This window comes from Streptomyces sp. Xyl84 (assembly GCF_059731885.1).
The window spans coordinates 5854806-5879993 of record NZ_AP029182.1; the positions used below are offsets into that span (position 1 = coordinate 5854806).

Genomic DNA, 25188 nt, shown 5'->3' on the forward strand with positions numbered 1-25188 from the left:
CATCCGGCGTCCGCCACACTGAAACCCATTAGGTACGACGAATTCAAGAGACTGTGACGTATAAGTCTGACTTTTTGATTCCGTGACCCGCCCCGTACGCTGAGTGCATGAGCACACCGGGCCGGGGGCTGCACGGCCGCGTACTGGACACCCTCGGCCCCGCCATCACCGCGGGCGAGTACCCGCCGGGCAGCGTCCTGCGCACCGACGAACTGGCACAGCGTTTCGACGTCTCACGCTCCGTGATGCGCGAGGCGGTCCGCGTCCTGGAATCCATGCACCTGGTCGAGTCGCGCCGCCGCGTGGGCGTGACCGTCCTGCCCCAGAACCAGTGGAACGTCTACGACCCCCAGGTCATCCGCTGGCGTCTGGCGGGCGCCGACCGGCCGCGTCAGCTGCGCTCGCTGACCGTGCTGCGCTCGGCGGTCGAACCCGTGGCGGCCGGGCTGGCCGCCCGGCACGCGGGCCCCGAGCAGTGCGCCGAACTCACCGAGTGCGCCCTCGGCATGGTCGCCAACTCACGCGGCCACCGCCTGGAGCAGTACCTCTTCCACGACATGGCCTTCCACCGCGTGATCCTCACCGCGTCGGGCAACGAGATGTTCGCGCGCCTGGGCGACGTGGTCGCCGAGGTACTGGCGGGCCGCACCCACCACGAGGTCATGTTCGAGGACCCCGACCCGGCCGCCGTCACCCTCCACGTCCAGGTCGCCGAGGCCGTCCGCGAGCGCGACGCCGAACGCGCCGAACGGCTGACCCGCGAGATCACCGTCGGCGCGCTGCAGGAACTGGACATCCTGGCGCCGTAGAGCGGCGGGCCCCGCGGTGAGGCCCTACGACAGGAAGTCGCCGTCCACGTACACCCACGCCCCGTCCACCCGCTCGAAACGGCTGCGCTCGTGCAGCGAGCCGCCCCGGTAGGACGCCCGGAACGTCACGGTGCCGGTGGTGTGGAAGGCGGAACCGTCCGTCGTCCCCAGGATCTCCAGCCCCGTCCAGCGCATCGCCGGGTCCAGGTCCAGCCGCGCCGGCCGCGTCCGCGGGTGCCACGTGCGCAGCAGGTACCCCGTGTCCTGCCGGACGAAGGCGCTGTACCGCGACCGCATCAGCGCCTCGGCGCTCGGGGCGGCGGCGCCGGCGTGGTAGCGGCCGCAGCACTTCTCGTACGGCCCGGTCAGCCCGCACGGGCAGGAACGCGTGGTCATGGCGCCCATTGTGCCCGCGCCCGCCGGCCCGGGCGCACACCGCCCACCGCGCACAGAGCCCGCCGGCCCCCGGCGCACACCGGCCCCCGGCCCACACCCCGGCGGCCGCCCGTCCGCCCCGGCGCACACCGGCGTGCGCTGCGGCGGGCCGCCCGCCGGGACGACCGCGCGGCACGCCCGTGTCCGAGGCACAGTGGAAGGGGTGCGGAGAGGCGGAGAGTCCACCGTCCCGGCGAGCGGAGCTGAGGAGGGACCGACGATGACGCGACCCGTCGACATCAGCCGGCCTGCGTCCGTCAAGGAGTGGCGGCTGAACCTGTACCTGTCCGAACACGACCCGGACACCACGGCCCGGATCGTCCTGGACACCGGTGACAACGTCGTGGAGACCTGCGCGGAGGCCCGCCGCAGTCCCTACGACTCGGCCGTGCCCGACATAGGCGACGAACTGGCCGCGGGCCGTGCCCTGATCGCGCTCGGCCGCGAACTGCTGCGCGCCGCCGCGGGCGACATCGAGGCGGTCGGAGCGCCGGAGGCGACCTCGTCCGCCCCGCTCTGGTCCGCCGGGGAGTGAAGGAGCCGCACGGTGCTCTTCACGGACCGTGACGAAGCGGGCAGGCGGCTCGGCGCCCGCCTGGCGCACCTCGCCGGCCCGGACGTCGTCGTGCTCGGACTGCCCCGCGGGGGCGTGCCGGTCGCGGCCGCCGTCGCGGCGGCGCTCGGCGCGCCGCTGGACCTGTGCCTGGTACGGAAACTCGGCGTGCCCTCCCAGCCGGAGCTGGCCATGGGCGCGATCGGCGAGGACGGCGTGCGGGTCGTCGACGACGCGGTCGTGCGCGGGGCGCACGTGCGGCCCGGCGCCCTGGAGCGCGTCGAGGAACGCGAGCGGCGGGAACTGGCCCGGCGCGCCGCGCGCTACCGGGGCGACCGCCCGCCGGTCGTCGTCGCCGGACGGACCGTCGTGCTCGTCGACGACGGCGTGGCCACGGGTTCCACCGCGCGCGCCGCCTGCCGGACGGTACGGGCCAGGGGAGCGGCGCGCACCGTGCTCGCGGTGCCGGTCGCACCGCCGGACTGGACCCGGCGGCTGGCGGGTGAGGCGGACGAACTGGTCAGCCTGGCGACCCCCGTCGGATTCTTCGCCGTCGGCCAGTTCTACGCCGACTTCGGGCAGCTCGACGACGAGGACGTGGTCGCCTGCCTGCGGCGCGCGCCCTCGGCCGGACGCCGCGGACCCGCCGACCGCGAGGTGGAGGTGACGGCAGGCCCGGTCCGGCTGGGCGGGCGGCTGACCGTCCCCGCGGACGCCGCCGGGATCGTCGTCTTCGCGCACGGCAGCGGCAGCGGGCGGCACAGCCCGCGCAACCTGTACGTCGCCACCGGACTGAACCGGGCCGGCCTCGCCACCCTGCTGTTCGACCTGCTCACCGAGGAGGAGGCGGGAGACCGGGCCAACGTGTTCGACACCCGCCTGCTGGCCGCGCGCCTGGCCGACGCCACCGGCTGGCTGCGGGCCCGGCCCGAGGCCCGCGACCTCGCCGTCGGCTACTTCGGCGCCAGCACCGGCGCCGCCGCGGCGCTGCGGGCCGCCGCGGAACCGGGCGCCCGTGTCGCCGCCGTCGTCTCCCGCGGCGGGCGGCTCGACCTGGCGGGGCCCGCCCTGGCCGCGGTGACCGCGCCCACGCTGCTCGTCGTCGGCGGCGCCGACCCCACCGTCCTGGACCTCAACCGCCAGGCTCAGTCCATGCTGACCTGCGAGAACCGGCTCTCCGTCGTGCCAGGCGCGACCCACCTCTTCGGCGAGCCCGGCGCCCTGGAGGCGGTGACGGACCTGGCCCGCGACTGGTTCACGGACCACATGGCGGCCACGCACGTGTGACGAGCACGACGAGAGAACGGCGCCGACCGTGGTCGACGCCGTTCTCCGAAGTGTCCGAGGGGGGACTTGAACCCCCACGCCCGATAAAGGGCACTAGCACCTCAAGCTAGCGCGTCTGCCATTCCGCCACCCGGACAAGGTGTCTGTCGTGCGGGGTTTCCCTCGCGGCGACCACGTAAACATTACCAGGCTTTCCGGCGTGCCCGATCACCCCCGGCCCGCCCCCGGACCCCGCGTGAACGGAGTGTGACGGGCCGGGACCACTCTTGGGGCGGAGCCGGGGAGAGAGGGAGGATGAGCGGACCACCGGCACACGAGGTGGCCCACCAGCACATCAGCGGGAGGAAGCAGCGTGAGCGAGACGGACACGGCCAGGGGCGTCACCGGCGAGGACGAGGTCGTGGACCTCTGCCGTGAGCTGATCCAGATCGACACCAGCAACTACGGCGACCACTCGGGTCCGGGCGAGCGCAAGGCCGCCGAGTACGTCGCCGAGAAGCTCGCCGAGGTGGGCCTGGAACCGAAGATCTTCGAGTCGCACCCGGGCCGCGCCTCCACCGTGGCCCGCATCGAGGGCGAGGACCCGTCACGGCCCGCGCTGCTGATCCACGGCCACACCGACGTCGTACCGGCCAACGCCGACGACTGGACCCACCACCCCTTCTCGGGCGAGGTCGCCGACGGCTGCGTGTGGGGCCGCGGGGCCGTCGACATGAAGGACATGGACGCGATGACGCTGGCCGTCGTGCGCGACCGGCTGCGCAGCGGGCGCAGGCCCCCGCGGGACATCGTGCTCGCCTTCCTCGCCGACGAGGAGGCGGGCGGCACCTACGGGGCCCGGCACCTCGTCGACCACCACCCCGACCTGTTCGAGGGTGTCACCGAGGCGATCAGCGAGGTCGGCGGTTTCTCCTTCACGGTCAGCGAGCAGCGGCGGCTCTACCTGATCCAGACGGCCGAGAAGGGCATGCACTGGATGAAGCTGACCGTGGCCGGCACGGCGGGCCACGGTTCGATGGTCCACCGGGACAACGCGATCACCGAGCTGTCGGAGGCCGTCGCGCGCCTCGGGCGCCACAAGTTCCCGGTGCGGGTGACCAAGACCACCCGGGCCTTCCTCGACGAACTCGGCGACGCGCTCGGCACCGAGCTGGACCCGGAGGACATGGAGGGCACGATCGCCAGGCTCGGCGGCATCGCCAAGCTGATCGGCGCGACCCTGAGCAACACCGCCAACCCCACCCAGCTGGGCGCCGGTTACAAGGTGAACGTCATCCCGGGCGAGGCCACGGCGCACGTGGACGGCCGCTTCCTGCCCGGTTTCGAGGAGGAGTTCCTCGCCGACCTGGACCGGATCCTCGGCCCCAAGGTCAGGCGCGAGGACGTGCACGCCGACAAGGCCGTCGAGACGACGTTCGACGGGAACCTGGTCGCCGCCATGCAGTCGGCGCTGCTGGCGGAGGACCCGGCCGCGAAGGCGATCCCGTACATGCTCTCCGGCGGCACCGACGCCAAGTCCTTCGACGACCTGGGCATCCGGGGCTTCGGCTTCGCGCCGCTGAAGCTGCCGCCGGAGCTGGACTTCGCCGGCATGTTCCACGGCGTCGACGAGCGGGTGCCGGTGGACGGCCTGAAGTTCGGGGTGCGGGTGCTGGACCGCTTCATCGACGCCTCCTGACCCCGGTCAGCTCCGGCTTGACCGCGGTAATCGGCAGCGTGTGCGGAAACAACTGAGAAGGGTGAATGCGACGATAAGCTCGTAGCTCCATTACTCCCTCCTCGTTACAGGTAATGCGATCAGCAACACGGGATCGCTTTTGCCAACTAGGAGGAATAATGATCAAGAAGGTCGTCGCTGCCGCGGTTGCCACCGGTGGGCTGGTCCTCGCGGGCGCGGGCCTGGCCGCCGCCGACTCCGGAGCCCAGGGTGCCGCCGTGCAGTCCCCGGGCGTCGTCTCCGGCAACGTCATCCAGGTGCCCGTGCACGTGCCGGTGAACGTCTGCGGCAACACGATCTCGGTGATCGGGCTGCTGAACCCCGCCTTCGGCAACACCTGCGTCAACAAGTGACGTTGTGCCCCGCCCCGTGAGGGTCTGACTTCATCAACTCCGTGGGGGGTCTGAACCCGTCGGCCCCGGAGCGCGCGCCATGCGCTCCGGGGCCGGCCGGTTTTTCGCGCGCGGCCGTGCAGGCGACGGTGCAATTCCCGCCGTTCTCGGGACGCGCGTTCCGGAAGGTTCGAAAAGGTCGAAGGCAGGGATTCAGCAAGATGCGACAGGTCACCCGCAAGGGCCTGATGACCGTGGCGGCAGCCACCGGCGTGATCGCCGCGGCGAGCGGTGCCGCGTACGCCGACGCGGGCGCCGTGGGCGCCGCGGCCGGCTCGCCGGGCGTGCTGTCCGGCAACACCGTCCAGGTGCCGGTGCACGTGCCCGTGAACGTCTGCGGCAACACCGTCGACGTGGTCGGGGTGCTCAACCCGGCGATGGGCAACAAGTGCGGCAACGCCGGTGCCTCCGAGGGACACGGTCACGGGGGGAAGGGCCACGGCGGGAAGGGGCACGGCGGGAAGGGGCACGGTGGCTCCGGCGGCGGCGCGCAGGCCGGCGGGCACACCGGGGGATCGCCGGGCGTCGGTTCGGGCAACACCGTGCAGGTGCCGGTGGACGTGCCCGTGAACGTCTGCGGCAACACCGTCGACGTGGTCGGGGTGCTCAACCCGGCGATGGGCAACGAGTGCGGCAACACGGGCGGGCACCACACGCCTCCGGGCGGCGGCCACGGCAACCCGCCCGGTCACCCGGGCCACCCCGGTACGCCCGGTCACCCGGGCCACCCCGGTCATCCGGGTCACCCCGGCAACCCGGGCCACCCCGGCAACCCGGGTACGCCCGGCCACCCGGGCGCTCCGGGCACTCCCGGGCATCCCGGGACGCCCGCCACGCCGCCCTCGACCCGGACACCCGGCGGAGCGGTGCACGTCAACCACCCCGGTACGCAGACCGTCACCGCTCCCCGCGGCAGCGGGCAGCTCGCCCACACCGGCAGCGAGCTGCCCATGGGCCTCGTCCTGCCCGTCGGTGCGGGCGCGCTGCTGGCGGGCGCGGTGCTGTACCGCAGGGCGCGTGCCTCGGCCTGATCGGCACCCGCCGCACGGAGGCATGACGAAGCGGGCCCCGCCGACGCGGGGCCCGCTGGGTCCGGTGGCCGCCGGGCCCGGGCTCAGCTCACCATGTGGCACGCACCTGGCGGATGATCCGCCGGCGCAACCGCACCCTGCGGCTGCCGTCCCGCAGCAGGCTCAGGCGGTACAACTCCCAGTGTCCGTACTCGGCATGGTCCGTCAGCAGACGCGTCGTCTCCTTGCGGGACACCCCGCGCGGGACGAACACGTCGACAAATTCGTATTCCGGCATCGCATCTATTGTGCGGGCTGGGGCCCGGTACGGATAGCGTCTGCACTATGTCTGATGCTGCGCAGCCCACCGCTGCCGAGGTACGCGCCGCCGCCGAGGCGGTCAAGACCGCGCTCGACCGTCACCTGGCGGCGGTCGAACGCAGGTCGGGGGACGACGACCCGGCCGTCTACGAGGCGTTCAACCAGCTGGCCGCGGCCGCGGAGGCGTACGACGAGCTGCTCTACGACCACTACGACGAGGTCACGCCCTTCGAGATCCCCGGCGACGACGCGCTGCCGCCGTACACGGGCCCCGAGGAGCCGAACGCGATCAGTGTGCTGATCCGCCGCGACTACGCCGTGGCCGAGCCGCAGCGGCTGCTGGCCCAGGCCGAGCGCGTGGAGGCCGCGGACGCCGGGACCGGCACGGGCATCGGCGCGGGCACCTCCGACACGGTGCACGGGGCGCTCGGCGTGCTGTTCGGCGAGTTCGAACCCGACGAGATCGCCTCCCGGCACAAGGAGTTCGGCCTGGAGGAGGGCGACTCGACCCTGTGGGTCACGGCCGCGGACGAGCCCGCCGATCCGGGCGACTGGCTGGAAGCGCCGTTCGAACAGGTCGACCCGGAGCGCGTGGTCTGCCGCTTCGACGTCAGTGCGGTCTTCGACGACGAGGACGAAGAGCTGGACGAGGACCTGGCGGACGACGAGGACGCCGACGCCGAGGACCTCGAGTCCGACCTCGACGACGACGATCTCGGCTCCGGCCTCGACGAGCAGGACGACGAGGACCTCGAACCCCTGGACACGACGGACCGCTGAGCCCGGCCGGCCCCTGCGCCGGCGGTGGCGCCGGTGGCCGTGCCGGTGCCTGGGGCGGGTCCGGTGCGGGCTGTTGAGCCCGGCCGCCTCTGCGCCGGCGCCGGCGGTACCGGGACTGTTGCGGCCCCACCCGGATCGCTGAGCCCGCCGCCACACCCCCCTGCCCCGGCACCGGATCCGTTCCGGTGCCGGTCCTGCTCGGTGCCGGCGCCGGGTGCGGGCCTACGCCTCGGCCCGCGTCTGCGGGGCCAGCAGGACGGGCAGCCGGGTGGTGCGCGGCCGGGCCGGGACCTCGGCCACGGCCCTGGGGAGCGCCTGCTCGGCACCGTGCACCACGGAGAGGTGACGGCTCGCCCGGCCGAACGCGGTGTAGACCCACGGCCTGCTGAGCGCCTGCGCGGCGTCCCCGGGAAGGACCACGACCGCCGCGGGCCACCGGCCGCCCACGGACTGGTGCGCGGTCAGCGCCCACCCGTGCCGTACGCAGCCCTCCACCCGCTCCCTGGGCACGATCACGGGCTCGCCCGCGCACGACAGGTGCAGCCCGTCGGCGTCGGCCTTCACCACCTGACCGGGCAGCGTCCGGCCGGGTGCGGGGGAGTAGGCCACCCGGTCTCCCGGGTCGAAGCCGCCGAAGCGGCCGGGGCCCGGATTCAGCCTTTCCTTGAGCGCCGCGTTGAGTGCGCGGGTGCCCGCCGCGCCGCCGTGTCCCGGCGTGATCACCACGGTCTGCTCCGCCGGGACACCGATCGCCCGCGGCACCGAGTCCGCGACGAGCTGCACCGTGCGGTGCACCGCCTCGCCGGCGTCCCGTACCGGAACGATCACGACTTCCTTGCCGGGCGCCTCCACCTGGTTCAGCTCACCGACGCCGATCCCGGAGACCAGCTCGCCCAGCGGACCGGGGTCCGGCACCCGGGAGGCGACGCGCGGGCAGACCCCTGCCGCCAGCAGGTCCGCGAAGACCCGCCCGGGGCCCACGGACCACAGCACCGCGGGATCCCCGGCGAGCACCAGCCGGGCACCGTCCGGCAGCGACTCCACGACCAGGGCCGCCGTCTCGACGTCGAGCTGGGGGGCGTCGAGGACGACGAGGAGATCCAGGTCTAGGGCGCCGTCCGCGTCCCGGCCCGGCCCCTCGGCGCCGGACAGCAGCCCGGCCACCGTGGCGACGGCGTGACCGTCCTCCCCGGCCTGTTCGAAGGCGGTGAAGGCGTCCCGGCCGAGCGGGCTGTGCGTGGCGGCCCAGGCGCGCAGCCCGAGGCCGTGGGCCGCCCGGAGCAGCAGGGCCGCCTCGGACCGGGATGCCTCCCCGCCCGTGTGCAGCACCAGGCCGTGGCCCGCGACCGCGCGGATCAGCTCGGCCGTGGAACCCCGGGCCTGAGCGGCCGCCTGCTCCCAGCTCTGCGCAGGGGCGTCCTCCTTCGGCACGGAGTTGACGAGCCGGGCCAGGCCGTCGGCCAGGCTTTCCTCGGCGAGCGCGTACCGCTCCAGGCCGACCAGGATCCGCACCGGGCGTTCCTCGCCGGTCTCGCCGTCCTCCGTGACGCCCTCCTCGCCGACGGCCGGGGCAGCCGGTGCCCCCGGCTCCTCCAGGGCGTCCTGGAACACCAGTGCCTCGCCTTCCGCGAGCGCGTCCTGCAGGGCACCGTCCGGATCGGGGACGCCGCGCTGGGCGAGGGCGGCGGTGAGCGCCGGCGCGTCGAGGGCGGTGTGCCCGGCGAGCGCCGCCTGCTCCAGGAGCCAGACGGTGAAGGCCCGGCCGCGCCGCTCGTCGGCGGGCCCGCACTCCGCCCCGAGCAGCGCCCGAGCGAAGCCGTCCGCCTGCTCCGGACGTACGCCCGGGACGCGGAGCAGCTGCCAGGGGTCGGCCCGCAGCCGGTCCTCCGCACTCTCACCGAGGGCCGACGCGACCGCGAGGGCCAGTGTCCGCGGGGCGCCGCCCTCGGCCAGTACCCGGCCCACGGCCTCGACGGCCCCGGCGGCGGGAGCCGGCGACGCGGGGGCCGCTTCGGCCGGCCCGGGGACCGGCCGTCGTGCCGGTTCGGGAGCGGGCCTGCGCCGCACGGTTTCCGGCTCGGGCTCGGCGAAGACCGCGGCCGTGGGTTTCTCACCGCTCTCCACGGCCCGCACCGCGGCGAGCAGGTCGGCCGCCCGGCCGCTGAGCTTGGTCCCGCTCTCGATCGGCGCCGTCTTCTCCGCCTTCCGCCGCGCGATGCGCTCCCGCTCGACCCGCTGCGCGGCGAGTTCCGCCTCGGCCTCGGACAGCCGGCCTTCGCCGTCGGAGCCGCCCTGCTCCCCGGCCCCCGGCCCGTCCTCGTCACCGCCCGCGCCGGCTCCGTCGCCGCCTTCGGCACTTTCAGTTCCGCCCGCACCCGAGTCCGTGCCCGCGTCCGCCGGATCGGCGCCACCGTCACCCGTGCCGGCCGCGTCCGCCCCACCGTCGCCGGAGTCGGCCCCGGACCCCGCGTCCCCTGATCCCTCGGTGCCGGGCTCCTCGGTGCCGGCCCCGTCGGCGTCGGCCCCCGCCGTGCCGGGCCCGTCCGCGCCGGACGCCTCGGTACCGGCCGGGTCCGGGCCGGTGCCCCGCGGGTCCGGGACGGCTTCCGGGGTCCCCGGCCCGGTGTTCTCCGTGGTCTCCGGCTCCGTGCTCACAGCGTGCTCCAGTCGTGATCGGGATAGCGGTGCACGGGCGCCGACACGTCGTCGAGCGCCCGGCAGATCTCGTCAGGAAGACTAAGGGTCTCCACTGACAACGCCGCCGTGAGCTGCTGTGCCGTGCGCGCGCCGATGACCGGGGCGGTCACGCCGGGCCGGTCCCGGACCCAGGCGAGCGCGACCTGGAGCGGGGTCACCGCCAGCCCGTCCGCCGCCGTGGTCACCGCGTCGACGATGCGGCTGGCGGTGTCGTCGAGGTACGGCTCGACGAACGGCGCCAGATGGTCCGAGGCGCCCCGTGAGTCCGTCGGCAGCCCGTCGCGGTACTTGCCGGTCAGGACTCCTCTGCCCAGGGGAGAGGAGGGGAGTATGCCGATGCCCAGGTCGAGGGCGGCGGGCAGCACCTCGCGCTCGACGCCCCGCTGCAGCAGCGAGTACTCCATCTGCGTGCAGGCCAGCCGGGTCCGGGTGCCCGGCGCCGCCAGCTGCCAGGTGGCCGCCTTGGCCAGCTGCCAGCCGCAGAAGTTGGAGACCCCGGCATAGCGGACCCGGCCGCTGCTCACGGCCAGGTCGAGGGCCTGGAGGGTCTCCTCCAGCGGCGTGCACGGGTCGTACGCGTGCACGTGCCACACGTCGATGTAGTCCGTGCCGAGGCGGGTGAGCGAGGCGTCCAGGGCCGCCAGCAGATGGCCGCGGGAGCCGTCGACACGGCGGTCGGGGTCCGGCACGCTGCCGGCCTTCGTCGACACGATCAGGTCGTGGCGCGGAACGAGCCCTTCCATGAGCCGCCCGAGCAGGTACTCGGCCTCTCCGTCGCCGTACACGTCGGCCGTGTCGACGAGGGTGCCGCCCGCCTCCCAGAACGCCTTCAGCATGTCCGCGGCGTCGTGCTCGTCGGTGTCCCGGCCCCAGGTGAGGGTGCCGAGGCCGATGCGGGACACGCGCAGGCCCGTACGGCCGAGATGCCTCTGCTCCATGAACGCCGAGATTACTGGCCACGGATGCCGCGTGGGTGACCTGTGGACAACCCGCCGCCGGCACTGCCGGCAGCCGACGAGTCCGCCGTCACACCGGCCGCGACCTGCCGCATTCCCCGGCCCCGCGCTAGGGTCTCCCGCACAGGCACGTTACTCATCGGTAAGGGGATTGGGCATGCGGCTCGGGATCAACCTCGGCTACTGGGGTGCCGGCATGGACGCGGACAACCTGGCCGTCGCGCAGGAGGCGGACCGCCTCGGCTACGCCGTGTGCTGGGCGGCCGAGGCCTACGGCTCGGACGCGGCCACCGTCCTCACCTGGGTCGCGGCGCAGACCGAGCGCATCGATGTCGGCTCGGCCATCTTCCAGATCCCCGCCCGCCAGCCGGCGATGACGGCGATGACCGCGGCCACGCTCGACTCGCTGTCCGGCGGCCGGTTCCGCCTCGGCCTCGGCGTCTCGGGCCCGCAGGTCTCCGAGGGCTGGTACGGCGTCAAGTTCGACAAGCCGCTCGCCCGCACCCGCGAGTACGTCGAGATCGTCCGCAGGGCCATGACCCGCGAACGGCTGACCTACGACGGCGAGCACTGGACGCTGCCGCTGCCCGGCGGCCCCGGCAAGCCGATCAAGCTGACCGTGCACCCGCAGCGCGAGCACATCCCGCTCTACATCGCCGCCATCGGCCCGAAGAACCTGGAGCAGACCGGCGAGATCGCCGACGGCGCCCTGCTCATCTTCCCCTCGGCCGACCACCTGGAGGAGACGGCGGTCCGCCATCTGCGGGCCGGACGGGAGAAGGCCGGACTGCCGATGGACGGCTTCGACGTCTGCCCGACGGTCCCCCTCGCGCTCGGCGAGGACAAGGACGTACCCGCGCTCGCCGACACCTTCCGCCCCTACACGGCGCTCTACGTCGGCGGCATGGGCAGCCGCAAGCAGAACTTCTACAACCAGCTCGCCCGGCGCATGGGCTACGAGAGCGCGGCGGCCGAGATCCAGGACAAGTACCTGTCCGGTGACAAGCAGGGCGCCGCCGCCGCCGTACCGCAGGAGCTGATCGACCGGACCACGCTGCTCGGCTCCGTCGAGCGGATCGCGGACCGGATGAAGGCCTACGCGGCGGCCGGTGTGACCACGTTGACCCTCGCCCCGGCGGGATTCACCCTGGACGAGCGCCTGGCCTCGCTCCGGGCCGGCACCGAGGCCCTGGAGCGCGCCGGACTGGCGTGAGCTCTCTGCGGCCGTGGTGGGGGCTCGGGGGATCTTCCCCGCCACGGCCGTCACGGTGGACAACGTCCCGGCGCCCCCCGGGTTACGCCCCGCGCGCCGGTTGTCCGCCGCTCGTCCGGCGCAGTGCGCCCCCGCCCGCGCCGCACCACCCCCGCACCCGCACTTGACCCGTCCCCTGCGACGGTCCGGCGGGACAGCGGTCTCCGCGGCCCGCCGCCCGGCTTTCTCGCGGTCATGGCCCGGACGGCCCGCGTCCTCGGCTGGTCGCGGGCCCCTCGGCGCTCCCGGCGGCGGGTGCCGGTGCCGTCCACGGCTGCGAGCGGTGCGCCGGACGGTGACCCTGCCGGTGCCCGGCAGCGCGACGCGCTGGGCGGCTCCCCGACCCCGGAGCCCGAAACTCCCGGCCCCGGCACCCACGGGCCCGGCACCCCCGCCGGCGAAGACGGTGCCCAGGCCGCGCACGATGGCCTGGCCCGCCTGCGAGTCCTCCTGGGAGAGCCGGCCTGAGCCCGCCCGGGCGCACCCCAGTGTGCGCCTGAGTCACTGCCGCGGCCCCCTCGGTCAGCGCGCCCCGCGAGCGCGCCCGCAGCGTGCCCTCACAGCCACTCCCGCCGCTTGAACTGCCGGTACAGCAGCACCTCCAGGGCGGCCATCACCGCGATCACCGCCGGATAGGACCACAGCCAGTGCAGCTCGGGCATGTGGTCGAAGTTCATGCCGTAGATGCCGGCGATCATCGTCGGGATCGCGGCCATGGCCGCCCACGCCGAGATCTTCCGCATGTCGTCGTTCTGCTGGACGCTGGTCTGCGCCAGATGCGCGGAGAGGATGTCCGAGACCAGGCGGTCCAGGCCCTCCACGGACTCGTTCACCCGGGTCAGGTGGTCGCTGACGTCCCGGAAGAAGGGGTGCGCCGAGTCGTCCACGAACGGCACGGTCGCGGTGAACGCGCCCACCCCCGTGCCGCCCAGCCGGGACATCGGCACGGCCAGCGGACCCGTCGCACGCCGGAACTCGGTGATCTGCCGCTTGAAGTTGTAGATGCGGGAGGCGGTGTTCCGCGAGCCGCCCCGGTCGGGGGAGAAGACCTCCGCCTCCAGCTCCTCCAGGTCCGTCTGCAGTTCGGTCGCCACGTCCAGATAGTGGTCGACGACCGTGTCGGCGATGGCGTACAGCACCGCCGTCGGGCCCTTGCCGAGCATCTCCGGCTCCTGCTCCAGCCGGTGCCGTACGGTCGCGAGACCGTCGCCCTCGCCGTGACGGACGGTCACCACGAACGAGTCACCCAGGAAGATCATGATCTCGCCGGTCGAGACGGCGTCGCTCTGCGGCTCGTACACCACCGGCTTCAGCACCACGAACAGCGAGTCGTCGTAGACCTCCAGCTTGGGCCGCTGGTGCGCCTTCAGAGCGTCCTCGACCGCCAGCGCGTGCAGCGCGAACTCCTGGCTGACCAGGTCGAACTCCTGCGCGCTCGGCTCGTGCAGCCCCACCCACACGAACCCGCCGGCCGCCCGTGCCTCGGCCAGGGCGTCGGAGAAGTCCTCCGGGCCCTCCGTCCGGTGCCCGCCGCGGTAGATGCCACAGTCCACGATCACGGAGCGTGTTCTCCCTTCGCCCGGCCGACGCCGGGGCCGCGTATACCCCTACCCTGGCCGCATGCCCACGCTGATCCTCGTCAGGCACGGACGTTCGACCGCCAACACCGCGGGACTGCTCGCCGGCTGGACACCCGGTGTCGCCCTCGACGAACGCGGTACCGAGCAGGCCGCCGCGCTGCCCGGCCGGCTCGGCGGGCTGCCGATCGCCGAGGTGGTCACCAGCCCGCTGCAACGCTGCCAGGAGACCGTACAGCCGCTCCTGGAGGCCCGGCCCGGCCTGAGCGCGCACACCGACGAGCGGATCGGGGAGTGCCACTACGGCGACTGGTCCGGCCGCAAACTCGCCGAACTCAAGGACGAGCCGCTGATGGAGGTCGTCCAGGCGCACCCGTCCGCCGCGGCCTTCCCCGGCGGCGAATCCCTGCGCGCGATGCAGACCCGCGCCGCCGAGGCGGTGCGCGAGTGGAACGCGCGCGTGGAACGCGACCACGGCCCCGACGCCGTGTACCTGATGTGCTCCCACGGCGACATCATCAAGTCCCTCGTGGCGGAGGCACTGGGCCTGCACCTCGACCTCTTCCAGCGGATCTCCGTGGAGCCCTGCTCCGTCACCGCGATCCGCTACACCCGGCTGCGGCCCTTCCTGGTGCGCCTCGGCGACACCGGCGACCTCACGTCCCTGGCGCCCCGCGAGGAGCCCGCGGGCGGCGACGCACCGGTCGGGGGCGGCGCGGGCGCACCGTGATCGTCGGCCGCAGTAGGGTGAAGCGGTCGCCGTCGACCTCAAGATTCCGTCGTTTTCCCGATCCCCATGGAGACAGGACGTGTCCCGTCAGGTGTTCCTCTACGACCTCCCGGACCGTTTCGTGGCCGGCACGGTCGGGCTGCCCGGGCGCCGTACGTTCTTCCTCCAGGCCACCGCCGGCTCCCGGGTGACCAGTGTGGCCCTGGAGAAGACCCAGGTGGCCGCGCTCGCCGAACGCATGGACGAACTGCTCGACGAAGTGGTGCGCCGCAGCGGCGGCAACGCGGCCGTGCCCGCGGTCGCCCCCACCGAGATCACCGACACCGGCCCGCTGGACACCCCCGTCGAGGAGGAGTTCCGGGTCGGCACCATGGCCCTGGCCTGGGACGGCGAGGACCAGCGCATGATCGTCGAGGCCCAGGCCCTCGTCGAACTCGACGCCGAGTCCGAGGAGGACCTCGCCGAGGCCGAGGAGCGGCTGCTCCAGGACGAGGAGAACGGACCCCCGATGCTGCGGGTCCGGCTCACCGGCGCGCAGGCGAGGGCCTTCGCCAAGCGCGCCCTCGACGTCGTCAACGCCGGGCGGCCGCCGTGCCCGCTGTGCAGCCTCCCGCTCGACCCGGAAGGACACGTATGCCCGCGCCAGAACGGATACCGCCGCGGGGCGTGACGCCCGAGCAGGCGCCCGCCGAGCTGCTCGCCCGGGGCGAGCTGACCGTGCGCGGCCGCATCCGTGAGGCCTCCAACGCGGTGCTCCTGTGCACGGTCGCCCACGACGGCCGCCAGGCGTCCTGCGTCTACAAGCCGGTCGCCGGGGAACGCCCGCTGTGGGACTTCCCCGACGGCACCCTGGCAGGCCGCGAGGTCGCCGCCTACGAGGTCTCCGAGGCGACCGGCTGGGGCCTGGTCCCGCCGACCGTGCTGCGCGACGGCCCCTACGGCGAGGGCATGGTCCAGCTGTGGATCGACGCGGCCCCCGAAGGCCCCGGCACCGAACTCCTCGCCCTGCTGGACGCCGAGGAGCCGGGACCCGGCTGGAAGGCGATCGGCTTCGCGGAGGTCGGCGAGGACCGCACCGCGCTGCTCGTGCACGCCGACGACGAGCGGCTGCGCCGGCTGGCCGTCCTGGACGCGGTCCTCAACAACGCCGACCGCAAGGGCGGCCACCTGCTGCCCGCAGCGGACGGCCGGCTCTACGGCATCGACCACGGCGTCACCTTCAACGCCGAGAACAAGCTGCGCACCCTGCTGTGGGGCTGGGCCGGCGAGCCCCTGCCCCAGGAAGCCCTGTGCGTCCTGAAGGGCCTCAAGGACGCCCTGGCCGACGGCGCGGGTCTCGCGGCCCGGCTGGCCGCCCTGCTCACCCCGGCGGAGATCGACGCCACCCGCGCGCGGGTGGACGCCCTCCTCGGCACCGGCGTCCATCCGGAACCGACCGGGGAGTGGCCGGCGATCCCCTGGCCGCCGGTGTAGGAAGCACACCCCTCGCGTTCCGGCAAGAACGCCTTCCCGGCCAACTGCGAGATCCGGTTCGTGGACGGGACCGCGGTCCGGTTACGCTCATGACATGCATGCCTGGCCCGCTTCCGAGGTCCCCGCCCTGCCTGGTCAGGGCCGCGACCTGAGGATCCACGACACCGCGACCGGGGGCCCGGTGACCCTCGCCCCCGGTCCCGTCGCCCGTATCTACGTCTGCGGCATCACGCCGTACGACGCCACCCACATGGGGCACGCGGCGACCTACAACGCGTTCGACCTCGTACAGCGCGTGTGGCTCGACACCAAGCGGCAGGTCCACTACGTCCAGAACGTGACCGACGTCGACGATCCGCTGCTGGAGCGGGCGCAGCGCGACGACGTCGACTGGGTGAAGCTGGCCGAGCAGGAGACGGCCCTGTTCCGCGAGGACATGACCGCCCTGCGGATGCTGCCGCCCCGGCACTACATAGGTGCCGTGGAGGCGATACCCGGCATCGTCCCGCTGGTCGAACGCCTGCGCGACATCGGTGCCGCCTACGAACTGGACGGCGACGTCTACTTCTCCGTCGAGTCCGACCCCCACTTCGGCGGCGTCTCGCACCTCGACGCCGCCGCGATGCGGCTGCTGTCCGCCGAGCGCGGCGGCGACCCCGACCGCCCCGGCAAGAAGAACCCGCTGGACCCGATGCTGTGGATGGCGGCCCGGGACGGCGAACCGAGCTGGGACGGCGGCTCCCTGGGCCGTGGCCGGCCCGGCTGGCACATCGAGTGCGTGGCCATCGCCCTGGACCACCTCGGCATGGGCTTCGACGTCCAGGGCGGCGGCTCCGACCTCGCCTTCCCGCACCACGAGATGGGCGCCTCGCACGCCCAGGTGCTCACCGGCGAGTTCCCCATGGCCAAGGCGTACGTCCACGCCGGCATGGTCGCGCTGAACGGCGAGAAGATGTCCAAGTCCAAGGGGAACCTGGTCTTCGTGTCGCGGCTGCGGCGCGACGGCGTCGACCCCGCGGCCATCCGGCTCGCCCTGCTCGCCCACCACTACCGCTCCGACTGGGAGTGGACCGACCAGGTGCTCCAGGACGCCGTCGCACGCCTGGGCCGCTGGCGCGCGGCCGTCTCCCGGCCCGACGGACCGTCCGCCGAGGCCCTGGTGGAGGAGATCCGCGACGCCCTCGCCGACGACCTGGACGCCCCGGCCGCGCTCGCCGCCGTGGACCGGTGGGCCGCGCTCCAGCAGGAGCGGGGCGGCACGGACACCGGCGCGCCCGGCCTCGTCTCGCGCGCCGTGGACGCCCTGCTCGGCGTGGCCGTCTGACCCGTACGCCGACGTCCGGACCCCGTACGGACATCAGGGGCGGTGCGCGATCCGCGCACCGCCCCTGATCCGTTCACCACGCCCGGTCACCTCGCCGGCCCACTCGGCCGGTCCGCCGGGTCACTCCTGCGTGTCGGCGCCCGAGCCGTCGTTCCCGTCCGGGCCCTGGTCGCCGCCCGCGGCCCGGCCCCCGCCCCCGTCGCGGTCGTCGTCCGCGGCCCGGCCCTCGCCCGCCTCGCGGTCGTCGTCCCCGTCGCGGGCGCGGTCCCCGTCCTTGTCCCCGGCGCCGTCCTTGCCGCGCTCCTCCTCACCGGCGCCGGACTCCGCCTCGGGCCTCGGCGGCCTCGGCGGCCGGGTGCGCCCGCCGGGGCCGTCCCGCAGGAACCCGGCCTCGCTGCCGTCCGCCGTCGCGTGGCCCCCGGACGAGGGGCCGCCACCGTCCCGGCGGCGCAGATACCGTTCGAACTCGCGGGCGATCGCCTCGCCCGACGCCTCCGGCAGCTCGGCGGTGTCCCGGGCCTCCTCCAGCGTCTGGACGTACTCGGCGACCTCGGTGTCCTCGGCGGCGAGCTGGTCCACCCCCACCTGCCAGGCGCGCGCGTCCTCCGGCAGCTCGCCCAGCGGGATGCGCAGGTCGAGCAGGTCCTCCAGGCGGTTGAGCAGCGCCAGCGTGGCCTTCGGGTTGGGCGGCTGCGACACGTAGTGCGGGACCGCGGCCCACAGGGAGACCGCCGGGACCCCGGCGTGCGTGCAGGCCTCCTGGAGGACGCCCACGATGCCCGTCGGACCCTCGTACTTGGTCTCCTCCAGGTCCATCCGGCGGGCCAGGTCCGCGTCGGAGGTCGTCCCGCTGATCGGGACCGGACGCGTGTGCGGGGTGTCACCGAGCAGGGCGCCCAGGATGACCACCAGCTCCACGCCCAGTTCATGGGCGAAACCCAGCAGTTCGTTGCAGAACGAGCGCCAGCGCATGGACGGTTCGATCCCGCGCACCAGGACCAGGTCGCGCGGTTTGTCCCCGCCGATGCGGACCACCGACAGTCGCGTCGTCGGCCAAGTGATCTTTCGCACACCGCCGTCCATGAAGACGGTGGGGCGGTTCACCTGGAAGTCGTAGTAGTCCTCGGCGTCCAGCGCCGCGAACACCTCGCCCTTCCACTCCTTCTCCAGATGCGCGACCGCGGTGGAGGCGGCGTCGCCGGCATCGTTCCAGCCCTCGAACGCGGCCACCATGACCGGGTCGATCAGCTCGGGAACCCCCTCGAGCTCGATCACCCAGCGCCTCCTTCCGACGTGCCCTCGCTTGACCCACCAACCTTACGGCGTGCGGCGGGGGCGCCCGCGACCCCCTTGCACGGGGGAGTGAACGCATCACTGCCCCGTCCGGGGCGGCCGGACACCCATGATCGTCGGCGCGGACCGCCCCGCCCGCGCCGCCCGCACCTGCGACGGCCCGCCGCAGTCACAGCGTCGAGCGCAGCCACTGCTCGACGCTCGCGATGTGCACCGTCGCCCAGGAACGCGCCGCCTCCGCGTCCCGGTCGCGCAGCGCGCCGAGGATCGCCCGGTGCTCGCGCAGGGTGCGGCCCACGGCGTCCTCCTGGGTCAGACCGCGCCAGATCCGGGCCCGCGTGGTGGGTCCGGACAGTCCGTCGAGCAGCGAGCACAGCACCGAGTTGCCCGAACTGCCCACGATGCCCCGGTGGAACTCCAGGTCGGCGGCGACCAGCTCCTCCACCGAGGGGCTGCCGCCGAGCGCGTCCAACTGAGCGTCCAGCGCGATCAGTTGCTGCTCGCTGATGCGTGAGGCGGCCAGCGCGGTCGCGGCCGGCTCCAGGATGCGGCGCACCGCCAGGAACTCCAGCACCGTGTCGTCGCGGTGGAAGTCGACGACGAAACTCAGCGCCTCCAGCAGGAGTTGGGGATCCAGGCTGGTGACGTACGTGCCGTCGCCCTGCCGCACGTCCAGGATCCGCATCAGCGACAGCGCGCGCACCGCCTCCCGCAGGGAGTTGCGGGACAGGCCCAGATCGGCGGCGAGTTCGCTCTCCTTGGGCAGCCGGTCACCGGGCCGCAGCGCGCCGGAGACGATCATCCCCTTGATCTTCTCGATCGCCTCGTCGGTCACTGCCATGCTCGGCCTCCCGCCCCTCGTGCATGGGATGTGTCGGCGGCCATTATGCGACCCGGCTGCCCCACCACGACGCGGGCGGCGGCACGACCCGTGCCCCGCCCGGGAGACCTACGGCCCGGGCCCGCCCCGCCCCGCGGAGGGACCCGGACCGCCCCGCCTTGGGGCACGGCCGGCCCGGCGTCCCCCCGGTGGACGCGGGGCCGGCCGGCCCGCCGCACCGCCTACTTCTTGTCGAGCACGTCCTGGACCTTCGCCCGGACCTCGTCCGTGGCCAGGCCGCGGATCGTCAGCGTCGTGCGGCGGCGCAGCACGTCGTCCGGGGTCTCGGCCCACTCGTGGTCGCGGGCCCACACGACCTGCGCCCAGATCTCCGGCGCGTCCGGGTGGACCCGCTCGCCCAGCTCCGGGTTCTCGTTGGCCAGCCGGGCGATGTCCAGGGCCAGCGAGCCGTAGTGCGTGGCCAGGTGCCGGGCCGTGTCGGCGGCCATGCGCGGGCCGGGCGCGGGACGGTCCACCAGCAGGCGGTGCGCGACCGCGCGCGGGTTGGCGATGCCCGGCAGCGGAAGCTTCTTCGGCAGCGCCGAGATCGGCTCGAAGTCGTCGCCCAGCGGGTGGCCCGGCAGCGCCTCCAGCTTCTTCATGACGGTGCGCCCGATGTGCCGGAACGTCGTCCACTTGCCGCCCGCGACGGACAGCATGCCGCCCTTGCCCTCGGTGACCACGGTCTCGCGCTTGGCCTTGGCGGTGTCGCCGGGACCGCCCGGCAGCACCCGCAGGCCCGCGAAGGCGTACGTGATCAGGTCGCGGTCGAGCTGCTGGTCGCGGATGGAGAACGCGGCCTCGTCGAGTATCTGGGCGACGTCCTTGTCGTTGACCGCGACGTCGGCCGGGTCGCCCTCGTACTCCTCGTCGGTGGTGCCGAGCAGCAGCATGTCCTCCCAGGGGAGGGCGAAGGTGATGCGGTACTTGTCGATGGGGGTCGCCAGCGCGGCCTTCCACGGCGCGGTGCGCTTGAGGACCAGGTGGGCGCCCTTGGACAGGCGGATGGACGGCGCCGCGTTCGGGTCCTCCATCTTGCGCAGGTGGTCGACCCAGGGGCCGGTCGCGTTCAGCACCAGCCGGGCGTCCGCCCCGAACTCGTCGCCGGAGAGCCGGTCGCGCAGCTCCGCGCCGGTCACCCGGCCCTTGGTGAAGCGCAGGCCCGTGACCTCGGCGTGGTTGAGGACCACCGCGCCCGCCTCGACGGCCGCGCGGACCGTCATCAGGGCCATGCGCGCGTCGTTCATCTGGTCGTCGCCGTACACGGCCACGGCCTTGAGGTTCTCGGTGCGCAGCTCGGGCACGTCCTGCGCGGCCTTCGCCGGGCTGAGCAGGTGGCCCACGCCGTCACCGAACGCGGAGAGCGCGGAGTAGGCGAACACGCCCGCCCCGAGCTTCGCCGCGCCGTGCGGCCCGCCCTTGTACACGGGGAGGTAGAAGGTGAGCGGGTTCGCCAGGTGGGGGGCCACCTGGCGGGAGACCGCACGGCGCTCGAAGTGGTTCTCCGCCACCAGCTTCACCGCACCGGTCTGCAGGTAGCGCAGACCCCCGTGGAGCAGCTTGGAGGAGGCGGAGGAGGTGGCGCCGGCCCAGTCGCCGGCGTCGACCAGGGCCACCCTGAGACCGGACTGCGCGGCGTGCCAGGCGGTGGAGATGCCCAGGATGCCGCCGCCGATCACGAGGAGGTCGTACGTCGCCTTGGAGAGCTGCTCCCGGGTCTCGGCCCGGCTCGGGTTGGAGCCGGAGGCCGGGTGCGTCCCCAGGGCAGGCACGGACTGCAGGGTGGACTGACTGGTCATTGCGGTTCTTACTCCTCGTCCTCGAGCCAGCCCATGGTCCGCTCGACGGCCTTGAGCCAGTTCTTGTACTCACGGTCGCGGGTGTCCGCGTCCATGCGGGGGGTCCATTCGGCGGCCCGGCGCCAGTTCTGGCGCAGGTCGTCGGTGGAGGCCCAGAAGCCGACGGCGAGACCGGCGGCGTAGGCGGCGCCGAGGCAGGTGGTCTCGGCGACCATCGGGCGCACCACGGGGGCGTCCAGGAAGTCCGAGAGCGTCTGCATCAGCAGGTTGTTGGAGGTCATGCCACCGTCGACCTTCAGCGCCGTCAGCTCGACACCGGAGTCCTTGGTCATGGCGTCCGCGATCTCCCGCGTCTGCCAGGCCGTGGCCTCCAGGACGGCGCGTGCGAGGTGTGCCTTGGTGACGTACCGGGTGAGGCCGGCGATCACGCCGCGGGCGTCGGAGCGCCAGTACGGGGCGAACAGACCGGAGAAGGCCGGTACGAAGTACGCCCCGCCATTGTCCTCCACCGACAGCGCCAGCGTCTCGATCTCGGCGGCGGTGGAGATCAGGCCCATCTGGTCGCGCATCCACTGCACCAGGGAACCGGTGACGGCGATCGAGCCCTCCAGGGCGTAGACCGGCTTCTGGTCGCCGATCTGGTAGCCGACCGTGGTCAGCAGGCCGCTGTAGGAGTTGATGATCTTGTCACCGGTGTTCATCACCATGAAGGTGCCGGTGCCGTACGTCGACTTGGTCTCGCCCTCGGCGAAACAGGTCTGGCCGAACAGGGCCGCCTGCTGGTCGCCGAGTGCGGAGGCGACCGGGATGCCGCCGAGCAGGTCGCCCAGCCGGCCGCCCTTGATCTCGCCGTAGACCTCGGCGGAGGAGCGGATCTCGGGCAGGATCCGGGTCGGCACGCCGATGGACTCGGCGATCCGCTCGTCCCACTCCATGGTGTGCAGGTTCATCAGGAGGGTGCGGGAGGCGTTGGTGACGTCGGTGACGTGCTGTCCGCCCTCGACACCGCCGGTCAGGTTCCAGATGACCCAGGTGTCCATGGTGCCGAAGAGGATGTCGCCCGCCTCGGCGCGCTCGCGCAGGCCCTCGACGTTGTCGAGCAGCCAGCGGGCCTTGGGGCCGGCGAAGTAGGAGGCCAGCGGCAGGCCGGTCTCGCGGCGGAAGCGGTCCTGGCCGACGTTGCGGCCCAGCTCGCGGCAGAGGGCGTCGGTGCGGGTGTCCTGCCAGACGATGGCGTTGTGGACGGGCTCACCGGTGTTCTTGTCCCACAGCACGGTGGTCTCGCGCTGGTTGGTGATGCCGATGGCCTTGATGTCGTCGCGGGTGATGCCGGCCTTCTCGATGGCGCCGGCGACGACCTCCTGGACGTTGGTCCAGATCTCGGCGGCGTCGTGCTCGACCCAGCCGGGCTTGGGGAAGATCTGCTCGTGTTCCTTCTGGTCGACGGAGACGATCCGGCCGTCCCGGTCGAAGACGATGCAGCGGGACGAGGTCGTGCCCTGGTCGATGGCGGCGATGAACGGTCCGGCGGTGTGGGCGTCGGTCACTGTCTGCTCCTGGGATCCGTGGTCAGTGGGGCTGCGCGTACGGCGCGCGGTGCGGCTCGGCGCTCGCCGCGGGCAGCGGCGAGCGCGCCGGTCGTCAGGCGAAGGCGACGTTGTAGACGCCCGCGGCGATGGCCGCGCCGATCAGCGGGCCGACCACCGGGATCCACGCGTAGCTCCAGTCCGAGCCGCCCTTGTTGGGCAGCGGGAGCAGGGCGTGCACGATGCGGGGGCCGAGGTCACGGACCGGGTTGATCGCGTAGCCCGTGGGGCCGCCGAGCGAGAGGCCGATGGAGACGACCACGAAGCCGGTGATGAGGGCGCCGATGACGCCGAGGCCGTTGCCCTTGTCGTTCAGGCCCTGCGTGAGGATCGCGATGATCAGCACGAACGTGCCGATGATCTCCGTGACGAGGTTCTGCACCACGTTGCGGATCTCCGGACCGGTGGAGAAGACACCGAGCACGGGGCCGGCGCCCTTCTCCTGCGCCTCGACCGCCTTGGCGTCGGTGGTCTGGGCGCCGGGTCCGCCGACGATCTCCTTGTCGGTCAGGTGCGCCTGGAACTGGCCGTAGTAGGCGCCCCAGACGAGCACCGCACCGATCATGGCGCCGAGCAGCTGGCCGGCGAGGTAGGTCGGCACGTTCGTCCACGAGCCGTCCTTGATGGCGATGGCGAGCGTCACGGCGGGGTTGAGGTGGGCACCGGAGAGCGGGCCCGATATGTACGCGGCCGTCATGACCGCGAAGCCCCACCCGAAGGCGATGGCGAGCCAGCCGGCGTTGCGGGCCTTGGAGGCCTTCAGGGTGACGGCGGCACAGACGCCGCCGCCGAGCAGGATGAGTATGGCGGTACCGATGGTCTCGCCGATGAAGATGTCGGAGCTGGACACCCGCGACTCCTTTGTCCTTCGTCCAGGGGTGGCTGAACCCCGGGTCCCTCCGGGGGTCTGGTGCCCTCGGGATGAGAGCGATGCCGGCCCTTGGCGCTGTCACACTCTAACGCGTTTTTCCGCAAGGTGTTCGACAATGCCGACCGATGGACGCGAGTCTCACCTCGTCATCACATGGGCGTCAAGAGTTCTGTTGCGCAAAGCACGATCGTTACTGAACGTCCCACGCGGCACGGCACGGAACACCCTGCTCCGCAGGCGCGTGCGGAAGGCGGCGCAGGACGCCGGAGGTGGTGCGGGGGCGGCGGACGGCGGGCGGGTCGCGGGGACGGCCGGGAGCCGGTCGAAGGCCGCCGCGGGGCGGCCGCCGCGGCGGGGCGGGCCGCGGGAGGAGGTGTCGAGGGCGCGCGGAGGGGCGGCGCGGTTGAGGGCGCGCGGAAGGCGGCGCGGGTGCGTGGAGGGGTGCGGCGCGAACGCGTGGAAGGGGTCGTGCGGGTACGCGAAGGGCCGGCACGCGCGTGCGTGCCGGCCCGGTGGGTCACGGGGCGCCGGAGGGACGGGGGAGTGCGGGAAGGCGCCGTACGGTGCTCAGAACCGCCCGGCGCCCAGGTCCCGGGAGACCGCGCGGGCGCAGTCGCGCACCGCGGCTATCAGCTCCTGGCGCAGGTCGCCCTCCCGGCACAGCCGCTCCACGGCGCCGGTGATGCCGACCGCGCCGACCGGCATCCGCCGCCGGTCGTGGATGGGGGCGGCGATGGACGCCACGCCCTCCCAGGTCTCCTCCACGTCGGCCGCCCAGCCCCGCGCGCGCGTGAGGTCGAGGAGCTGTTCGAAGCCCTCGGCGGCGCACACCGTCCGGTCCGTGAACGCCTTGCGCTCACTCTCCAGCGCCTCGCTGTGCGCGACCGGGTCGTACGCGGACAGGACCTTGCCCAGAGCCGTGGAGTGCAGCGGCTGCATGGCGCCGATCTCCAGCACCTGCCGGCTGTCGTCGGGCCGGAAGACGTGGTGCACGATGAGGACGCCCTGCTGGTGCAGCACGCCCAGGTGGACGCTCTCCCCGCTGGAGCGGGCCAGGTCGTCGGCCCAGACCAGGGCCCGCGCCCGCAGTTCGTGCACGTCGAGATAGGTGGTGCCCAGGCGCAGCAGTTCCGCGCCGAGCTGGTAGCGGCCCGAGGCGTCGTCCTGCTCCACGAACCCCTCCTGCTGGAGGGTGCGGAGTATGCCGTGGGCGGTGCCCTTGGCGAGGCCCAGCGACGAGGCGATGTCCGACAGGCCGAGCCGCCGCTCGCCGCCCGCGAGCAGCCGCAGCATCGCGGCCGCCCGTTCGAGCGACTGGATGTTCCGTGCCATCGCCGTGCTGCCCTCCGTCCCCTTCGACCGTCGGCGTGCGACTCACTGCCACCGTTCGGCAATGCCGAACACTACCGGTCCATGTCGACTCTCCGCTAATGGCCGGTCCACGCC

The 25188-nt window shown here is 73.4% G+C and carries 23 protein-coding genes and 1 tRNA gene; 12 read left to right on the top strand and 12 right to left on the bottom strand.

Annotated elements, in window-relative coordinates; translation table 11 throughout:
• Window positions 1-107 precede the first annotated feature (107 nt).
• Window positions 108-809 (top strand): FadR/GntR family transcriptional regulator, encoded by a 702-nt coding sequence (locus AC6I72_RS25395; RefSeq protein ID WP_366725691.1) that lies wholly within the window; start codon window positions 108-110, stop codon window positions 807-809.
• A 24-nt stretch (window positions 810-833) separates the two neighbouring features.
• On the opposite strand, the gene AC6I72_RS25400 is transcribed toward AC6I72_RS25395, so the two are convergent.
• A complete protein-coding gene (locus tag AC6I72_RS25400) occupies window positions 834-1205 on the bottom strand; it encodes a YchJ family protein (RefSeq protein WP_498003469.1) in 372 nt (123 codons plus the stop codon).
• A 259-nt stretch (window positions 1206-1464) separates the two neighbouring features.
• On the opposite strand from AC6I72_RS25400, the gene AC6I72_RS25405 reads away from it, so the two are divergent.
• Window positions 1465-1779, top strand: a complete 315-nt coding sequence (locus tag AC6I72_RS25405) for a dsRBD fold-containing protein (RefSeq protein WP_366725689.1) — start codon at window positions 1465-1467, stop codon at window positions 1777-1779.
• 12 nt (window positions 1780-1791) lie between these two features.
• Window positions 1792-3084: a phosphoribosyltransferase family protein gene (locus tag AC6I72_RS25410; RefSeq protein WP_498003470.1), complete on the top strand. Its 1293-nt coding sequence runs from the start codon at window positions 1792-1794 to the stop codon at window positions 3082-3084.
• Between the two features lie 51 nt (window positions 3085-3135).
• Here AC6I72_RS25410 and AC6I72_RS25415 read toward each other — a convergent pair.
• Window positions 3136-3220: transfer RNA gene (locus AC6I72_RS25415), tRNA-Leu, on the bottom strand.
• A 216-nt stretch (window positions 3221-3436) separates the two neighbouring features.
• Between AC6I72_RS25415 and AC6I72_RS25420 the strand changes: the two genes are divergently transcribed.
• From AC6I72_RS25420 to AC6I72_RS25430, 3 genes are all read left to right on the top strand, one after another.
• Window positions 3437-4762, top strand: coding sequence for a M20/M25/M40 family metallo-hydrolase (locus tag AC6I72_RS25420; RefSeq protein ID WP_366725687.1), 1326 nt, complete (start codon window positions 3437-3439; stop codon window positions 4760-4762).
• 158 nt (window positions 4763-4920) lie between these two features.
• A complete protein-coding gene (gene chpH / locus AC6I72_RS25425; protein WP_018570377.1) occupies window positions 4921-5154 on the top strand; it encodes a chaplin ChpH in 234 nt (77 codons plus the stop codon).
• A 200-nt stretch (window positions 5155-5354) separates the two neighbouring features.
• Window positions 5355-6224, top strand: coding sequence for a chaplin (locus AC6I72_RS25430; RefSeq protein ID WP_498003471.1), 870 nt, complete (start codon window positions 5355-5357; stop codon window positions 6222-6224).
• Window positions 6225-6312: 88 nt separating this feature from the next.
• On the opposite strand, the gene AC6I72_RS25435 is transcribed toward AC6I72_RS25430, so the two are convergent.
• Window positions 6313-6501 carry a DUF5703 family protein gene (locus tag AC6I72_RS25435; RefSeq protein ID WP_037859559.1) on the bottom strand — a complete coding sequence of 63 codons (189 nt, stop codon included), beginning with the start codon at window positions 6499-6501 and terminating at the stop codon, window positions 6313-6315.
• 47 nt (window positions 6502-6548) lie between these two features.
• On the opposite strand from AC6I72_RS25435, the gene AC6I72_RS25440 reads away from it, so the two are divergent.
• Entirely contained in the window at window positions 6549-7304 is a 756-nt protein-coding gene (locus AC6I72_RS25440; protein WP_498003472.1) for a hypothetical protein, read from the top strand.
• 222 nt (window positions 7305-7526) lie between these two features.
• On the opposite strand, the gene AC6I72_RS25445 is transcribed toward AC6I72_RS25440, so the two are convergent.
• Together AC6I72_RS25445 and AC6I72_RS25450 are read right to left on the bottom strand one after the other, a co-directional pair.
• Window positions 7527-9959, bottom strand: coding sequence for a helix-hairpin-helix domain-containing protein (locus AC6I72_RS25445; protein WP_498003473.1), 2433 nt, complete (start codon window positions 9957-9959; stop codon window positions 7527-7529).
• Window positions 9956-10939: an aldo/keto reductase gene (locus AC6I72_RS25450; protein ID WP_498003474.1), complete on the bottom strand. Its 984-nt coding sequence runs from the start codon at window positions 10937-10939 to the stop codon at window positions 9956-9958. Before AC6I72_RS25450 ends, AC6I72_RS25445 begins: the two co-directional genes overlap by 4 nt.
• 175 nt (window positions 10940-11114) lie before the next feature.
• On the opposite strand from AC6I72_RS25450, the gene AC6I72_RS25455 reads away from it, so the two are divergent.
• Window positions 11115-12170: an LLM class F420-dependent oxidoreductase gene (locus tag AC6I72_RS25455; protein WP_498003475.1), complete on the top strand. Its 1056-nt coding sequence runs from the start codon at window positions 11115-11117 to the stop codon at window positions 12168-12170.
• Window positions 12171-12766: 596 nt separating this feature from the next.
• Here the strand turns inward: AC6I72_RS25455 and corA are convergent.
• Complete coding sequence (gene corA, locus AC6I72_RS25460; RefSeq protein ID WP_498003476.1) at window positions 12767-13768, bottom strand: magnesium/cobalt transporter CorA; 1002 nt, start codon at window positions 13766-13768, stop codon at window positions 12767-12769.
• Window positions 13769-13829: 61 nt separating this feature from the next.
• On the opposite strand from corA, the gene AC6I72_RS25465 reads away from it, so the two are divergent.
• The 4 genes from AC6I72_RS25465 (at window position 13830) to mshC (ending at window position 17313) form a co-directional block, all read left to right on the top strand.
• Window positions 13830-14516, top strand: coding sequence for a histidine phosphatase family protein (locus AC6I72_RS25465; RefSeq protein WP_037859568.1), 687 nt, complete (start codon window positions 13830-13832; stop codon window positions 14514-14516).
• A 79-nt stretch (window positions 14517-14595) separates the two neighbouring features.
• Entirely contained in the window at window positions 14596-15186 is a 591-nt protein-coding gene (locus tag AC6I72_RS25470) for a DUF3090 domain-containing protein (RefSeq protein WP_498003477.1), read from the top strand.
• Window positions 15150-15989, top strand: a complete 840-nt coding sequence (locus AC6I72_RS25475) for an SCO1664 family protein (protein ID WP_498003478.1) — start codon at window positions 15150-15152, stop codon at window positions 15987-15989. The genes AC6I72_RS25470 and AC6I72_RS25475 overlap by 37 nt, the downstream gene beginning before the upstream one ends.
• Window positions 15990-16083: 94 nt before the next feature.
• Complete coding sequence (mshC, locus tag AC6I72_RS25480; protein ID WP_498003479.1) at window positions 16084-17313, top strand: cysteine--1-D-myo-inosityl 2-amino-2-deoxy-alpha-D-glucopyranoside ligase; 1230 nt, start codon at window positions 16084-16086, stop codon at window positions 17311-17313.
• Window positions 17314-17433: 120 nt separating this feature from the next.
• Here the strand turns inward: mshC and AC6I72_RS25485 are convergent, their stop codons facing one another.
• From AC6I72_RS25485 to AC6I72_RS25510, 6 genes are all read right to left on the bottom strand, one after another.
• The gene (locus AC6I72_RS25485; protein ID WP_498003480.1) at window positions 17434-18588 is read right to left on the bottom strand and encodes a PAC2 family protein; all 1155 of its coding nucleotides are present in this window, start codon (window positions 18586-18588) and stop codon (window positions 17434-17436) included.
• A gap of 187 nt (window positions 18589-18775) precedes the next feature.
• Window positions 18776-19447 carry a FadR/GntR family transcriptional regulator gene (locus AC6I72_RS25490; protein ID WP_498003481.1) on the bottom strand — a complete coding sequence of 224 codons (672 nt, stop codon included), beginning with the start codon at window positions 19445-19447 and terminating at the stop codon, window positions 18776-18778.
• 221 nt (window positions 19448-19668) lie between these two features.
• Window positions 19669-21285: a glycerol-3-phosphate dehydrogenase/oxidase gene (locus AC6I72_RS25495; protein WP_498003482.1), complete on the bottom strand. Its 1617-nt coding sequence runs from the start codon at window positions 21283-21285 to the stop codon at window positions 19669-19671.
• Window positions 21286-21293: 8 nt separating this feature from the next.
• Window positions 21294-22832 (bottom strand): glycerol kinase GlpK, encoded by a 1539-nt coding sequence (gene glpK, locus AC6I72_RS25500; RefSeq protein ID WP_498003483.1) that lies wholly within the window; start codon window positions 22830-22832, stop codon window positions 21294-21296.
• Window positions 22833-22926: 94 nt separating this feature from the next.
• Window positions 22927-23721 (bottom strand): MIP/aquaporin family protein, encoded by a 795-nt coding sequence (locus tag AC6I72_RS25505; protein WP_498003484.1) that lies wholly within the window; start codon window positions 23719-23721, stop codon window positions 22927-22929.
• A gap of 588 nt (window positions 23722-24309) precedes the next feature.
• The gene (locus AC6I72_RS25510; protein ID WP_498003485.1) at window positions 24310-25074 is read right to left on the bottom strand and encodes an IclR family transcriptional regulator; all 765 of its coding nucleotides are present in this window, start codon (window positions 25072-25074) and stop codon (window positions 24310-24312) included.
• Between the last annotated feature and the right edge of the window lie 114 nt (window positions 25075-25188).